Source organism: Myxococcus eversor (assembly GCF_010894455.1).
Classification (GTDB): Bacteria; Myxococcota; Myxococcia; order Myxococcales; family Myxococcaceae; genus Myxococcus; species Myxococcus eversor.
Genome location: NZ_JAAIXY010000003.1, coordinates 184,939 through 199,809 on the forward strand (window position 1 = coordinate 184,939; position 14,871 = coordinate 199,809).

The window sequence follows — 14,871 nt, forward strand, 5'->3', positions numbered from 1 at the left end:
GAATAGCCCCCCGCTCCAACGGTTGCCACCTCACGACTCGGCTGCTCGGAAGGAGGAAACCGTTGGTCCGGGCGCCGCCCGCGAATTAAGAGACTCCTTCCATGGAAAGCGCCGCCCCCGCCCCACGTCCCGTGCCCGACCCCTCGAGCGACGACCTCCGCGCAGTCGAGGAGCTCGCCGAGGCTCGAAACGCCATCGTCGGCCAGATTGAGAAGCGCGTCGTCGGCCAGCGGGAAGTCGTCGAGCACCTGCTCATCTCGCTCTTCAGCCGAGGCCACTGTCTCTTCGTCGGTGTGCCGGGCCTCGCCAAGACGCTGCTCATCTCCACCCTGGCGGACGTCCTCAACCTCTCCTTCAACCGCATCCAGTTCACCCCGGACCTGATGCCGTCGGACATCACCGGCACGGACATCCTGGAGGAGGACCGCAACACCGGCCGGCGCAACTTCCGCTTCGTGCAGGGGCCGCTGTTCGCCAACATCATCCTCGCGGATGAAGTGAACCGCACCCCGCCCAAGACGCAGGCCGCGCTGCTCCAGGCCATGCAGGAGTACCGCATCACCGCGGGCGGACGGACGTATCCGTTGGACTTGCCCTTCCTCGTGTTCGCCACCCAGAACCCGATTGAGCAGGAAGGCACGTACCCGCTTCCGGAAGCGCAGCTGGACCGCTTCATGTTCCTGGTCGACGTGGGCTACCCCACGGCCGAGGAAGAGGTGCAGATCGTCAAGAGCACCACGGGCGGCGAGCAGCCGAAGCTGGAGAAGATTCTCTCGCCCGAGCGCATCCTCGCGCTTCAGGAGCTGGTGCGGCGCGTGCCGGTGCCGGACCACGTGGTGCGCTTCGCGGTGGAGCTGGTGCGCAACACCCGTCCCAAGGAGCCCGGCGTGCCGGACTTCGTGGCGAAGAACGTGTCCTGGGGCGCGGGGCCTCGCGCGAGTCAGTACCTGGTGCTCGCGGCCAAGGCGCGCGCGATCCTCCACGGCCGCTTCGTGGCCACGGTGGAGGACGTGCGGGCGCTGTCGAGGCCGGTGCTGCGCCACCGCGTGCTGCCCAACTTCACCGCGGAGAGCGAGGGCATCACCTCCGTGAAGCTCATCGACCAGCTCCTCACGGTGGTGAAGGGCTAGCGCCGCGTGCTGCTCGATGCCCAGACACTGGCCCGCCTCAAGGGCGTGAAGCTGCGTGCCCGCGCGGTGATGGAGGGCGTGCTGTCCGGCCTCCACAAGAGCCCCCACCAGGGGCAGAGCGTGGAGTTCGCCGAGCACAAGGAATACGCCCCCGGCGACGAGCTGCGCCACCTGGACTGGAAGGCCTACGGCAAGTTCGACAAGTATTACGTGAAGCGCTTCGAGCACGAGACGAACCTGCGCTCGGTCATGGTCGTGGATGCGTCCGCCTCCATGGGCTACGGCAGCGGCGCGATGAACAAGCTGGAGGTCGCCACCACGCTGGCGGGTGCGCTGTGCTACCTGCTCGTTCGCCAGCAGGACGCGGCGGGGCTGGCGCTGCTCACCGGTGGCAAGTGGAAGGACGTGCCTCCGCGCGCATCGGCGGGTCACCTCAACGTGCTGCTGGAGACGCTGGACGCCACGGCGCCGGGCGGAGGCACGGACCTGGGCAGCGCGGCGGACCACCTGGCGGAGGTGCTGCCCCGGCGCTCCACCGTCATCGTCCTGTCGGATTTGCTCGACGAGAAGCAGGACGCGCTCAAGCGAGTGCTGGCGCTGCGGCAGCGCAAGAACGACGTGTCGCTGTTCCACGTCGTGGACCCGGCGGAGCTGACGTTCCCCTTCGATGACCCCACGCTCTTCCTGGACATGGAGGGCGAGGGCCGCATCGAGGTGAATCCGCGCGAAATCAAGGAGAGCTACCTGGAGGAGTTCCACGCCTTCCTGGCCAGCGTGAAGGCCGCGTGCGCGGAGGCGGACGTGGACTACGAGCTGGTGCGCACCGACGAGAAGCTGGATGACGTGCTGCTGCGCTACCTGGGGCGACGCGGGAGGCGCAAGTGACGTTCGGCAATCCGTGGATGCTCCTGGGCGCGCTGGGCGCCTTCATCCCCCTGCTGGTGCACCTGTTCGACCGGCGTCGGCCGCGCCCCCATCCGTTCGGCCCGATGGCCTTCGTGCTGCGCAGCCAGAAGCGCACCGCCAGCCGACTCAAGCTCAAGCGCCTGCTGCTGTACGCGCTGCGCACGCTCATCCTGCTGGCCATTCCGCTTGCCCTCGCCCGGCCGGAGCTGAGCCGCGATGCGCAGGCCGCTCAAATCGTGAAGGGCCCCGCCGCCACGGCCATCATCCTGGATGCGTCGCTGTCCATGCGCTGGACGGACGGGACGTCGCTCTTCGAACGAGGTCGGGACGAGGCGCGCGACGCGCTCAAGGACCTGCTGCCCGAGGAGCCGGCGACGGTGCTGGTGTGCACGAGCTCGCCCGCCACGCCTCCGCCTCCGGGGTTCGACCGGGCGCGGTTGCGGGGACTGGTGGATGAAGCGAAGCCGACCTACGGGGCGGCGGACCTGTCGCGGTGCATGGAGATGGCGTCGCGTTCGCTGGAGGAGAACCCCATGGCGGCCAAGCGGCTGGTGGTGGTCTCCGACATGGCGGCCTCGGCGTTCCGGCTGGAGGCCCCGCCGCCCACGGTGAAGGGCCCCACGGGCGCGCCGGTGAAGCCCGAAGTGGTGCTGCGCGACGTGGCCGAGGGACGCGAGGCGCTCAACAACCACGCGATTGTGGACCTGAAGGTGGAGCCCGCGCTCCAGGCGGGGCCGCGCTCGTTCCAGTTCACCTTCACGGTGCGCAACTTCGGGACGGAGCCGGCCAAGGACCTGGAGGCCGCGGTGCGCACGGGCGAGACGACGCTGGCCAAGGGCTTCGTCGACGTGCCCGCGGGTGGCACCACGCAGAAGGCGTTGACGGTGCGCTTCCCACAGGGTGGCACGGTGGTGGGTCAGGTGACGTTGGCGTCGGACTCGCTGGTGGAAGATGACCGACGGGCCTTCGTGCTGCCGGTGCCCAAGGCGCTGAAGGCGCTGGTGGTGAATGGCGCGCCCCATGCGACGCGCTATCGCGACGAGGCGTTCTTCGTGGACGCGGCGCTGACGGCGCCGGGCTCGCCGGTGGAAGTCGCGGTGCGGGACTCGGAGGTCGGCCTGCGCGAGGACTTCTCCGCGTATGACCTGGTGCTGCTGTTGAACGTGCCCGCGCCCAACCCGGAGGAGGCCGCGCGACTGGAGGCCTTCGTGGAGAACGGCGGCGGCCTGTTCCTCAGCATGGGCGACCGGGTGAACACGGAGGACTACAACCAGCGACTGGGGGCGGTGCTGCCCAGGCCGCTGCGCGTGGTGCGCACCAGCGCGGAGCGCGACACGGACCCGGAAGCGGAGACGAAGGCGGCGCGGCTGGCGCAGGTGAAGCAGGAGCACGTGCTCTTCTCGCCCTTCACGGGCCGGGCGGAGGAGGGGCTCATCGGCGCGCGCTTCTACCGGTACATGCTGCTGGAGGCGGACAACCCGGCGTCGCCCGGCGCGAGCCAGGTGCTGGCCACGTACGAGGACGGAGCGCCCGCGGTGGCGGTGATGCGCAAGGGCAAGGGCCGCGTGGCCATGTTCACCAGCACGGTGGACCGCGACTGGAGTGACTTCGCCATCCGCACCAGCTTCCTGCCGCTGATGCAGCGCTTCGCGGCGTATCTCACCGGCTCGCTGGAGGAGCGCGAGGAGGTGCGCGTGCGCGTGGGTGAGTTGGTGACGCTGCGGCCGGAGGGCGCTCAGAAGGTGACGGCGGTGAAGGCACCGGACGGGAGCGAACTGCCGGTGAAGGAGCAGCCGGACGGCTCCGTGGTGGCGGGACCGGTGCTGGAGCCGGGGGCGTACTCGGTGCTGGGCGCGGACGGGAAGATGCAGCCGGCGCTGTCCTTCGCGGCGATGCTCGACCCGGCGGAGAGCGACTTGACGCGCGTGCCGCAGGACACGCTCACCGCGTACTTCGGTGAGGAGACGGTGAAGGCGTCCAGCGGCGACGAGGACCGGCCCACCGTGCCTCTGTGGACGTGGTTGATTCTCGCCGCGTGCGTCGCGTTCTTCTTCGAGGGGACACTGCTGCGCAAGTAGGCGCGGACACCGACGTCGGTGAGCGCCAAGGCAGGTGTCGTGTGAGAAGGCTCAGCCGATGAGCTTCACCTCCTGCGCTGCCGGGGCGAGGTTCGGAGAAGAACCGAGGCGGACGGGACCCTCTCGCGTCCAGTTGCCCGTGTCGCGGTGCTCGGTGCTGTACCAGCGCACGCGCGGCCTCTGCTCGGGCTGCATGGCTCCCATGGCGGGGGGCACCACGGCATGCGACACTGGCCATACATCTCGAAGGGTGTGCGTCGCGCTCCTGGCACGCGCAGGATTCTCGGTGGTCGGGCCGCCACCTGGCCGCGGTTGTTGCCGCGGACGAGCTCCTGAGTGGGGGTTGCATGCGCGTGCTCATTTCTACCTACGGTACCCGAGGTGATGTCCAACCCTTCGTCGCGCTCGCCAAGGCCCTGAAGGAGCATGGCCATGGCGTGGCGCTCTGCACACCTACCGGCTTCCGAGGCATGGTGGAGCGTCACGACATTCCATACGCGCATATGGACAATGCAGTGCTGGAGCTGACGGAGGCGGTTCTGCGCGCCCCAACGCGTGCCGAGCAGCGGCGGCTGTTCAAGGGGTTCGGTGCCATCATCCGCGCGGGCCTGGATGACGAGTGGCGCGCGGCGCGGGAGCTCAAGCCGGACGTGCTCGTGTACCACTCCAAGGCGCTCGGTAGTCACCACATCGCGGAGAAGCTCGGGGCCGCCGAGTTGCTGGCGATGCCGCTGCCGCTGACTCCGACGCGCGAGTTCCCGGTGCCGATAGTCCCGAGTCTCCGACTCGGCGGTTGGCTCAATGCGCTCAGCTACCGAGTCCTTTCCTTGGCCAACGCGGTTTGGGCCGGGGCGACCAACGACTTCCGGGTGAAGACACTGGGCCTCGCGCCGCTCTCACGCTTCGCGGACCCGATGAAGAAGGCCGACGGCTCCGCGGTGCCGGCGCTGTACGCGTACAGCGAGCATCTGCTGCCACGTCCCACCGACTGGCCGCCCCAGGCGCAGGTGACGGGCTGCTGGTTCCTCGACGAGGGCGTCCGATGGACGCCTCCCGCGGCGCTGCAGGCGTTCCTGGAAGCGGGGCCGCCGCCCGTCTACGTGGGCTTCGGCAGCATGGGCGCGGCGCATGCTGATTCTCGTGCCGCCACCGTCCTGAAGGCGGTGGCGTTGACCGGCGAGCGCGCGGTGCTGGCCACGGGCTGGGGAGGCATGAAGGCGCGAGAGCTCCCACCCGATGTCTTCATGCTGGAGTCCGCGCCACATGACTGGCTGTTCCCTCGAATGAGCGCGGTGGTGCATCACGGAGGGGCCGGCTCCACGATGGCGGGCTTGCGTGCGGGCAAACCCACCGTCATCTGCTCTTTTCTTGGCGACCAGCCCTTCTGGGGGCACATGGTTCTCCGCGCGGGCGTAGGGCCTCCGCCGGTACCGCAGAAGTCGCTCACAGCCGAACGGCTCGCGAATGCCATCCGCACGGCACTGTCCCCGACAGTACGGGCTCAGGCCACGGCGATGGGTGAACGCATCCGAGCAGAGGACGGAGTCGCGCGCGCCGTCCAGCTCATCGAGCAGGAGCATTCGAGGTGGAGCCACCGTCATGCCCGACGGGATGCGTGAGCGTGGACGCCTCGGTCACGCGGCCAGGCACGTCCCCGCACCCGCCACAAACCCGATCGCCTCGGCCCACTCTCTGTAAACATGGGTGAGACAGTCCGTGCCCGGCGGTTCAGTGTGCGGGGCGACCCAGCCAGGAACGATGAGTCCGGTGGTGGAAGAGGTTCGGGTCAGGAGACCGAGGTGGAGGAGAAGGCGCGGCGCCGAGGATTCACGGCGGAGTACCCGTTGAGGGTGCTCGCGGAGGCAGACGGCTACACGAAGCCCGGTGCTCAGCATGGTGGGTGAGGACTTCCTCGACCAGTACGAGGCCCTGGGAACGGGAGTGGCGCTTGAAGTTCCTGTGCGCGCACTGAGCCGCGTGACTCGCGGGAGGGAGTGTCACCTCGTGGCGCTCCTTCACCGTACGCATCCACAGCGGGCTACTTCACGCGCTCGATCTTGTGCTTGCGGCCTTTGATCTTGCCCTCGCTCAAGTGCTGGAAGGCCTTCTTCGCCACGCGGCGCGCGATGGCCACGTAGGCGATGTGGTCCTGAATCTCAATCTTGCCGACGTCCGTGGCGGCGAACCCTCCCGCCTCGCCCGTCAGCGCGCCGAGGATGTCTCCCGGCCGCATCTTGTCCTTGCGCCCGGCGGAGATGTACAGCGTCTCCCACTCCGAGCCGAGCGAGCCCGGCTTCGACGCCGCCGCCTCCAGCTCCGCCGCGTCGCCCACCTCCAGCTTCAAGCCCAGGGACTGCTCAATCTCCTCCACCTTGCGCTTGTCGTTCGGCGCCACCAGGGCGATGGCGAGCCCCGTGAGCCCCGCGCGGCCCGTGCGGCCAATGCGATGCACGTACGGCTCCGGCTGGAAGGGCATGTCGAAGTTGATGACGGCGTCGAGCGCCTCCACGTCGATGCCTCGCCCCGCGACATCCGTGGCGACGAGCACCCGCGTGGTGAGGTTGCGGAACTTCGCCATGACGCGGTCCCGCTCGAACTGCTCCAAATCCCCCTGGAGCCCGTCCACGCTGACGCCCGCTTCAGAGAGCGCCTTCGTCAGCTCCACCACCGTCGCCTTGTGGTTGCAGAAGACGATGGCGGAGGACGGCTGGTAGAGCCGGAGCACGCGCAGCAACTGCTGGGTCTTCTCCTCGGGCTTCGTGTCGTAGCGGACCTGACGAATCGCGGGCGTGGCCTCGGTGTCCTCCACCGTCACGCGCACGGGGTCCTTCTGGAACGCGCGGCTCAGGGCCGCGATGTCCGGCGGGAAGGTCGCCGAGAAGAGCACCGTCTGACGCCGTGAAGGCATCGCGCCGATGATGCGCTCCATGTCGTCGCGGAAGCCCATGTCGAGCATCCGGTCCGCCTCGTCCAACACCAACGTGCCCAGCCGCTTCGTCTCCAGCGCCTCGCGCTCCAGCACGTCAATCACCCGACCGGGCGTCCCCACCGCGATGTGCGCGCCCTTCTCCAGCGCCTCCAACTGCGGCCGGATGGGCTGCCCGCCCGCCAGCACCAAGACCTGAAGCCCCGGCAGCCGGCGCCCCAGCTTGCGAATCTCGCCCGCCACCTGCGCGCACAGCTCACGCGTGGGACAGAGCACCAGGCCCTGGAGCCTCCGGTCCTGGAGCTGGACCTGACGCAGCATGGGCAGCGCGAAGGCCGCCGTCTTGCCGCTGCCGGTGCGCGCCTGGCCGACCAGGTCCTTGCCCTGGAGCAGCACGGGGATGCTCTGCGCCTGGATGGGCGTGGCCGACTGGAAGCCCAGCTCGGCGAGGACCTGGAGCAAGGGTGGAGACAACTCGAGCGCGGCGAAATCCATCAGGGCCTCGATTGAACGGAGGCGCGGAAGGTGCCTCGGAATCCCGGGGCCCTTGTAGCAGCCGTCCGGGGCGGAACAAGCCCCTGTGTCAATGCACCGTCGGGCGCCGACACACATGACGCCTGACTGGACGCAGCCCGCGCTCCAGGTGGTGATGGACACGCTCGGTCTGAATCATCGTCCCGTGCTCCCCCGGCAGGTGGACGGGTGGGCGCGCCGGCCCCTCCGCCGCGCTTCAACGGAGCGATACGGGGGTTCGACGACACCCGCCCGAGGTCGGCCCTCCGGATGGCGCCTGGCGGACATGACTGCCCTGGGAGGTGACGGGCAGACGACGCCCGGTGCGCTCCGCGAAGGAACGGAGTCCAGCTTGGGCCGGGTTCTGCGACACTGCGCGCCGTGACTGCCTCCGCCCTCTACCGCGACTGCGCCCGCCTCTTCATGGTGGGCTTCCCTGGGACTCGCATCGACGCCGACCTGTCGGCGCTGATGGATGACGGCATCTATGGCGCCATCCTCTTCAAGCGCAACGTAGGCACCGCGCAGGAGACGGCGACGCTGTGCCGCGAGCTGAAGCTTCGCGCGGGTCGGCCCTTCATCTTGTCGGTGGACCAGGAGGGAGGCCGCGTCGCGCGGCTGCGCGGGGCGCCGTTCACCGCCCTGCCCCCCATGCGCGAGCTGGGACAGCGCGGGGATGCCCGGCTGGTGGAGCGCGTGGGACGGCTGCTCGCGCACGAGCTGCGCGCGGTGGGCTTCGACTGGGATTTCGCGCCGGTGCTGGATGTCGACACCAATCCGGCCAACCCCGTCATCGGAGACCGGAGCTTCAGCCGGGACGCGGAGGAGGTCGCGCGGCTGGGCGTGGCGCTCGCGCGCGGGCTGGAGGCCGGTGGCATCGCCTCCTGCGGCAAGCACTTCCCCGGGCATGGCGACACGACCACGGACAGCCATCTGACGCTGCCCAGGCTCGCGCACGATTTGGAGCGGCTGCGTCGTGTGGAGCTGGTGCCCTTCCGAGCGTTCGCGCAGGCGCGGCTGGCCTCGTTGATGACAGCGCATGTCCTGTTCGACGCGCTGGACAAGGGCGTGCCCGCGACGATGAGTGAGCGCGTGCTCACCGGGGTGCTGCGCGAGGAGCTGGGGTTCGACGGCGTGCTCGTCAGCGACGACCTGGAGATGAAGGCCATCGCGGACCACTACACGGTGGAGGAGGCCGCGGTGCAGGGCACGCTGGCGGGCGTGGACCTGTTCCTGGTGTGTCACCAGGCGGACGTGCAGCGCCGGGCCATCGAGGCCGTGGTGAAGGCGGTGGAGTCCGGACGGATTCCGCGCGAGCGCATCACCGAGGCTCACCGCAGGCTCGACGTGCTCGCCGCGCGCTTCGCGCACCCGGCGGAGGACCGGCTCGCCACGCTGGGCGGTGCAGAGCACCACGCGCTCGCCAAGGGGCTCGACAGCGCCTTCGCGGGCAAGGACCCCACCGAGGTCATGCTCGCGTCTCGCTGAGCAGGACGGCACCACGGGGCACGCGCCCCGTGTACGGAGCGATGTCATGCTCGCGTCTCGCTGAGCGGCACGCCACGGGGCACATGCCCCGTGGACCAGGTCAGTGCGGTCCCTGGGAGTCCTCGCGAGGCGGAGCATCACCGGGCTTCGGGCTCGACGCTCCGTCCGGTGGCTTGTTCGCGGGTGGAGCTCCCGGCTTGGGAGCGGACTGTTCGTCCTGCGCCTGCTGCTTCTCCTGCTCCTGCTCGCGCTGAATCGCTGTCGGCGAGCCAGCGGCGATGCCGGGCTCCACTCGCGGCGGGACGTTACCTACCGCGGTGGGAGGCAGGTTCGTGCCCACGATGTCCTGCACCGGCGCGATGTTGGGTGTGCCCGAGCCACCCGTCCCCGGGCCGAAGCTGCTCAAGGGCTGCGCGTCATTGGCGATGCCCTGATATGGGCCGCCTGTCCTGGGTATCTCCCGACGGATGCGCTCCTCGTCGCGCTCGCACGCCGTGCCCAGCAACGAAGCCACGGCCAGCGCGCCGGGTAGAAGCCAGCGGCGAATGTTTCCCTGGTTCATGTTCCATCCCTCCGGCGAGCCACTCAGGCCCCAGAGGGATGGATACCCATCCTCGGCGACGGGCGACGGCGGGGAGCCGGCCTGCCGCTCGACACGGACCTAGCGCACCAGCCGGGTGTTCCGGTCCTGCCAGCCCATCGGGTGGTAACCCCAGCCGTGGTTGTAGTCCGTCGTGCTCCCCACCACCGCCCCATCCTCCCCACCGAGGCCCTGGGATGCCGGAGCGTAGGTCGCGCCACCCTCGATGCCATACCGGTCCTGCATCATCTTCCCCTTGTCATCCCAGAGGGAGTTGTTCTGCTTTCCCTCCAGCTTGGGCGTGCGCGGGTCGATGCTGGAGCCGATGTCCTTGATGGTGCCGTTGTGCCCGCGGTCCGCGACCATCAGCCACGGCGGGGACTTCTCCGGGTGCACGTTGCCCTGCATGTCCAGGAGGGCCTCCGGCTGGATGCCACGCTGGGCGAACGGGCCACCACGGCTCTCGTCCGGCTGCTTGCCACCCGTCTCGGGCAGAGCACCACAGCCCACGGCGCCCAGGACCCCCACCGTCACCGCCGCCACCTGAACCCACCGACGGAAATTCCGCTCGCGCATGTCCACTCCTCGGCTTGTCTGTCTTCAAGTTCCCCGCATCCCCAGAGAGTGGACACGCCTGGTGTCCAAACCACGGGCCGGGTACACGGCGGCCTCTCGGGCCGCTTGCTCAGTTAAACCCTCGGCCGTGCTCGCGCACTGTCTTCTTCGCTGACACTGTGGACTGAGACTTCTTCGCGACAGAAGCCCGCGTCTCGCCGCAAACCTTGCGCGACGTGTGCACGATTTGCGCGAAGGAATCCGGGCTCGGGCTCGAGCACTCACCGCATGGAGCGCGGGAGGGAGACCTCGAGTTGGAGAGACGTAAGGAGCTGGCGTGGACGAGGCGGGATTCACCGCGTCCACGCCTCTCGGCAGTGGCCTACTTCACGGCAGCCGTCCGCTACTTCCGCTTCGCGGCGGACTTCTTCTTCGCGGGAGCGGCCTTCTTCGCCGAGGCCCCCTTCTTCGCGGACGCCTTCTTCACGGGCGCCGCCTTCTTCGCGGACGCCTTCTTCGCGGATGCCTTCTTCACCGGAGCGGCCTTCTTCGCGGACACCTTCTTCGCGGATGCCTTCTTCACCGGAGCGGCCTTCTTCGCGGACACCTTCTTCGCGGGCGCCGCCTTCTTCGCCGAGGCCCCCTTCTTCGCCGGAGCAGCCTTCTTCACAGGCGTCTTCTGCGCGGGAGCAGCCTTTTCCGCGGGCGCGGCCTTCTTCACAGGCGCCGCCATTTCCGCAGGCACGGCCTTCTTCGCGGACGCCTTCGTGGGCGCGGCCTTCTTCACCGGCGCGGCACCTTCCGCGGGCGCGGCCTTCGTCGTGGACGCGGCCTTCTTCACGGGCGCCGCCTTCACCTCGGCATCCACGGTGGCCACGGCCTCATCCCGCGACTCGGGCTTGCTCGCCGGAGCCTTCGTCGCCGCGGACTTCCGCTTCGCGGGCTCGAACTTCGTCACCCGCGCCGGCGCCGTCAACGGCGTCCCCGAGAGCGGAGTGAGCTCATCGGCGGCCCTCTCCGAGCCCCTCACGTACGCCGCGGACAACTCGGGCGCCGGCGCCTGCTCCACCTCTAACGCGGACCCGCCCGCCACCGGAGCACTCGGCTTCGCACCCAGCGCGGCGAGCACCTCCACGACGTGGCCGTTCACCTTCACCTTCGGCCACACCTGCTTCACCTTGCCGTCCGTCCCAATCAGGAACGTGGCGCGGTTGATTCCCAGGAACTTGCGTCCATACAGCGACTTCTCCCCCCACACGCCATAGGCGTCCGACACCTGGTGCTCGGTGTCCGCCAGCAGCGGGAAGGGAAGGTTGAACTTGGTCGCGAACTTGCGATGGCTCGCCGTGCTGTCCGCGGACACACCGAGCACCACCGCGCCGGCGGCCTCCAGCACCGAGTGCTCGTCGCGGAAGGCGCACGCCTCCACGGTGCATCCGGGAGTGTCATCCTTCGGATAGAAATAGAGGACGACGTTCTTCCCCGCGAGCTGCGAGAGCGTCACGGAGTTGCCGTCCTGGTCCTGAAGCACGAAGTCGGGAGCCGCGTCACCTGCTTGGGGCATGGGCATGCGCGCTCCATAGCCACAAACCCGGCGCGTTCTCAATCATCCGTGAGCAACGTCAATGCGGCTCGCCGCCGTGCTCGTGGCCCTGCTCCCCGGGGGGATGGCTCTTCGCCTCCAGTTTGACGAGGTCCGCGTGGCACTGCCCCAACGCCGTGCGCAACGGCTCGCGCGCCGCGGCATCCGTCGCCTGTCCCAGCTTCTTCGCCAGCGCCTCGCACGCGGCGCGCTTCACGTCCGCCTCGCTGGTGCCCGGCCCCGTCGCGCCAGGGGTCGCCAGCGGACGGGGAGGCAGGCTGCCCCGCAGACCCCGGATGGCCGCGAGCCGCTTGTCCGCTTCCGGACGCGAGCGAGAGCCCGCGGGCACCTTCTCCAGCGACGCCACGACTGCGTCCCACGCCGGGTCCGTCGGCGGCACGCCCTTGTCCACCAGCGCCTCGTATTGCGCATTGGCTTCCTGGAATTGCTTCTTCCCCGAGTCACACCCGGAGAAGAGGACCCAACAAAGCCCGAGCGAGAGCACGGTCGGCAGCGGTCGGAAGGCAGTCCACATGACGCGTAGGTACCTCTTGCTGGCCTCTGGAGGGAAGCGCGGGTAGGGTCCGCGTCGTGCAGCCCATTCTCCTTGCCTTCCTGCTCGGTCTATCCCAAGGCCTGCTCCACGCCGTGGGGCCGGACCATTGCGCGGCCGTGGCCACGCTCGGAACCCTGAATGGGGGCCGGCGGCGCGCGGCCATCGCCACCGCCTTCCGCTTCGCGCTGGGGCACGCGGCCATGCTGGGCGGCATCGCCTCCCTGTGCCTCCTGGCCGGCGTGGGCCTGTCCGAGACGTTCGAGCGCTGGGCCGAAATCTTCGGTGGCGCCGTGCTGGTGGCCCTCGCCGTGACGGCGCTGCTGTTCCCCAACAGCCTCCACCACGGCCACCCCCACCTCCCCCACCACTCGAAGGAGCCGCACGAGCACGTGCACACCGTCAGCACCGCCGCCGGCGCGCTGATGGCCGTCAGCGGCGTGCGCTCGTTGCTGCTCGCCCTGCCCCCGCTGCTCGTCGGCGGCAGCATGAGCCTGGCCGCGTGGACGTACCTGCCCGGCTTCGCGCTGGGCATCCTCATCGGCATGGGGACCGTGGGTCTGCTCTTCGCCGAGGGCATCACCCGCCTCAACGACCGCATCACCATGTGGGTACAGCGCGGCGTCGCCCTGGGCTCCGGTGCGCTCGGCCTGTTCTGGATTGGCTCCCGCCTGACGGGCGGCTGAACCCACACAGACACCGGGCGCCACGTGACGGCGCCCGCCCGGCGACCCGACCGCGCTACGAGCGCTTGTCCAGGATGCCCAGCGACATCATCGCCACCAGGAAGCCGTAGACGACGTGCTCGGGGCGATTGGCGAACGCCAGGAGCTCCGCGACGGTGCGGTTGCCATCAATCTTGGGCAACAGCTCCGCCTCCCACCGCTCCAGCTCCACTTCGTTGAGCTGGTACGCCGGGGCCACCGCGGGGATGAGCCGGTCCTCCGGCTGCAGCAGGCGGCGCAGGCGCTCCGGCTTGTAGAGCTTCTTGATGCCGCGGACGATGAGGTTGCCCGGGTGCACGTCCAGCTTGATGGACTCCGCGCTGGCCTTCTCCCGGAAGCTCATCACGTACGTGCCGTCTTCCCACGCGAAGAGCGAGTAGATGACGGCCTTCACCTGCTGGCCCACGTAGTACAGCCGCTCGGTGTCCTTGAGCAGGCCGCGCTCCACCAGCACGTCACCGGTGCGCCGGTTCGTCGCGCCCGCCACGGCGGAGGCGTCCTGGAGCTGCTCGGGTTTGATTTTTCCCACGCGGACCAGGAACTGTCCGAAGCGGTCCGCCAGCAGGTTGGAGAGGGCGAACACCGGCATGCCCTTCTCGAAATAGACGACCTTCTTCACCTTGCCGCGCTGGATGCCCAGCTCGCCCGTCTCGCGCGACAGGTAGTAGGCGGTGAGCAACGAGGGCAGGTTGTCCTTCAGCTCCCCCCGGCGGCTGCCCGGCGCGCCCGAGCCCGCGGGCGGAGGGTCCGGCGGCCGGCCCGGCGTGGGCGGACGCACCTGGGTGGCCGGCACCTTCTGCATGGGGCTGGCGGTGAGGTTGGCGCCGCGAATCTCCGCGGTGATGTTGCCGCCGCCCGTCACCTTGATGCGGCCCGTCAACTCCATCACGTCCTGCGGGCCCTCCTCCTCCACGTCGATGTCCAGCTCCACCTCGAAGGCGTCCTGGAGGGAGCCAGCGGGCGGGGCCTTCTTCTCCGGAGCGAGGACCTTGGTGACGGCCTCGAGCAGCTTCTGCGCCTCGAAGGGCTTCTCGAAGTAGCCGGCGGACTGGTACTTCTGGCGGGCCTCCAGCGCGTGCTTGCCGCCCTTGAAGACGCCGGTGATGAAGAGCAGCGGGAGCTGGGCGTTGTCCTTCCGCAGCGCGTCCGCCAGGTGGTAGCCCATCATGTCCGGCAGCAGGATGTCCAAGACGGCCGCGCCCGGTGGATTGGCGCGAGCCACTTCAATCGCCTGCCTGCCGCGGCTGGCGCCGACGACCTCGTAGCCCGCATCCTCGAAGAGCTGCGTGAGGAGGGAGAGAAGCTCCGGGTTGTCATCGACGACGAGGATTCTGGGGGCGGCCATCGCGGGTCGTACGCTACCAGATGAAGGCGGAGGGGTGGGACAATCTACCCCCGACTTCCGGTTTCCACGGTGGATGCATCTGTGCGGCCGGGCGGTTAGGGTGACGACCCCGTCATGTCCTTTCGTCACCTCGTTCGCGCCCAGGGCCTGTTCCTGCTGGCCTGCCTCCCGCTCTTGCTGCCCGCCGTCGCACTCGCTCAGTCGTCCAGCGATGGAGGCATCATCATCCCCCTCCCGGACGCCTCCTCGGGAGAGGGCGGGCCCGACCGGGACAACCCGGAGGGAGAGGACGGAACGGGGCGGGTGAACACCGTCTGCCGCAGCACCGGAGACTGCTCGCCGCGCTTCACTTGCGAGAACGGCACCTGCCGCTACACGGGGGTGCGCAAGGCGGAGCAGGTGGGCTGTCTGATGGGCGCGGAGGCCGCGCTGGTGATGGTGGGACTGGCCGGTCTGGCCCTCCCCCGGAAGAAGCGTTAGGGGGCGAGCA

Annotated in this window: 14 protein-coding genes; 7 read left to right on the top strand and 7 right to left on the bottom strand. The window is 69.3% G+C overall.

The window, feature by feature from the left end; genetic code table 11:
• Nucleotides 1-101 precede the first annotated feature (101 nt).
• Genes G4D83_RS07545 through G4D83_RS07555 form a run of 3 tightly spaced genes read left to right on the top strand, consistent with a single transcriptional unit; the run spans nt 102 to nt 4,114 of the window.
• Entirely contained in the window at nt 102-1,130 is a 1,029-nt protein-coding gene (locus G4D83_RS07545) for an AAA family ATPase (RefSeq protein ID WP_163864002.1), read from the top strand.
• A 6-nt stretch (nt 1,131-1,136) separates the two neighbouring features.
• Entirely contained in the window at nt 1,137-2,015 is an 879-nt protein-coding gene (locus G4D83_RS07550; protein ID WP_163864003.1) for a DUF58 domain-containing protein, read from the top strand.
• On the top strand, nt 2,012-4,114 hold the full coding sequence (locus G4D83_RS07555; protein ID WP_163864004.1) for a BatA domain-containing protein: 2,103 nt from the start codon (nt 2,012-2,014) through the stop codon (nt 4,112-4,114). The genes G4D83_RS07550 and G4D83_RS07555 overlap by 4 nt, the downstream gene beginning before the upstream one ends.
• 51 nt (nt 4,115-4,165) lie before the next feature.
• On the opposite strand, the gene G4D83_RS07560 is transcribed toward G4D83_RS07555, so the two are convergent.
• A complete protein-coding gene (locus G4D83_RS07560) occupies nt 4,166-4,309 on the bottom strand; it encodes a hypothetical protein (protein ID WP_205522586.1) in 144 nt (47 codons plus the stop codon).
• A gap of 152 nt (nt 4,310-4,461) precedes the next feature.
• Between G4D83_RS07560 and G4D83_RS07565 the strand changes: the two genes are divergently transcribed.
• Nucleotides 4,462-5,733: a glycosyltransferase gene (locus tag G4D83_RS07565; RefSeq protein WP_163864006.1), complete on the top strand. Its 1,272-nt coding sequence runs from the start codon at nt 4,462-4,464 to the stop codon at nt 5,731-5,733.
• 419 nt (nt 5,734-6,152) lie between these two features.
• Here G4D83_RS07565 and dbpA read toward each other — a convergent pair whose 3' ends face one another.
• On the bottom strand, nt 6,153-7,535 hold the full coding sequence (gene dbpA / locus G4D83_RS07570; protein ID WP_163864007.1) for an ATP-dependent RNA helicase DbpA: 1,383 nt from the start codon (nt 7,533-7,535) through the stop codon (nt 6,153-6,155).
• A 441-nt stretch (nt 7,536-7,976) separates the two neighbouring features.
• On the opposite strand from dbpA, the gene nagZ reads away from it, so the two are divergent.
• Entirely contained in the window at nt 7,977-9,041 is a 1,065-nt protein-coding gene (gene nagZ / locus G4D83_RS07575; protein ID WP_163864353.1) for a beta-N-acetylhexosaminidase, read from the top strand.
• A gap of 100 nt (nt 9,042-9,141) precedes the next feature.
• On the opposite strand, the gene G4D83_RS07580 is transcribed toward nagZ, so the two are convergent.
• The 4 genes from G4D83_RS07580 to G4D83_RS07595 form a co-directional block, all read right to left on the bottom strand.
• A complete protein-coding gene (locus G4D83_RS07580; RefSeq protein WP_163864008.1) occupies nt 9,142-9,603 on the bottom strand; it encodes a hypothetical protein in 462 nt (153 codons plus the stop codon).
• A gap of 99 nt (nt 9,604-9,702) precedes the next feature.
• Nucleotides 9,703-10,197: a hypothetical protein gene (locus G4D83_RS07585; protein ID WP_163864009.1), complete on the bottom strand. Its 495-nt coding sequence runs from the start codon at nt 10,195-10,197 to the stop codon at nt 9,703-9,705.
• 382 nt (nt 10,198-10,579) lie between these two features.
• A complete protein-coding gene (bcp, locus tag G4D83_RS07590; protein ID WP_275902355.1) occupies nt 10,580-11,740 on the bottom strand; it encodes a thioredoxin-dependent thiol peroxidase in 1,161 nt (386 codons plus the stop codon).
• Nucleotides 11,741-11,798: 58 nt separating this feature from the next.
• Complete coding sequence (locus tag G4D83_RS07595) at nt 11,799-12,293, bottom strand: hypothetical protein (protein WP_163864011.1); 495 nt, start codon at nt 12,291-12,293, stop codon at nt 11,799-11,801.
• Between the two features lie 56 nt (nt 12,294-12,349).
• On the opposite strand from G4D83_RS07595, the gene G4D83_RS07600 reads away from it, so the two are divergent.
• Entirely contained in the window at nt 12,350-12,997 is a 648-nt protein-coding gene (locus tag G4D83_RS07600) for a hypothetical protein (protein WP_163864012.1), read from the top strand.
• A gap of 55 nt (nt 12,998-13,052) precedes the next feature.
• Here G4D83_RS07600 and G4D83_RS07605 read toward each other — a convergent pair whose 3' ends face one another.
• Nucleotides 13,053-14,381 (bottom strand): response regulator, encoded by a 1,329-nt coding sequence (locus G4D83_RS07605; protein ID WP_163864013.1) that lies wholly within the window; start codon nt 14,379-14,381, stop codon nt 13,053-13,055.
• 114 nt (nt 14,382-14,495) lie between these two features.
• On the opposite strand from G4D83_RS07605, the gene G4D83_RS07610 reads away from it, so the two are divergent.
• Nucleotides 14,496-14,861: an MXAN_6627.5 family MYXO-CTERM protein gene (locus tag G4D83_RS07610; RefSeq protein ID WP_163864014.1), complete on the top strand. Its 366-nt coding sequence runs from the start codon at nt 14,496-14,498 to the stop codon at nt 14,859-14,861.
• Nucleotides 14,862-14,871: the final 10 nt, after the last annotated feature.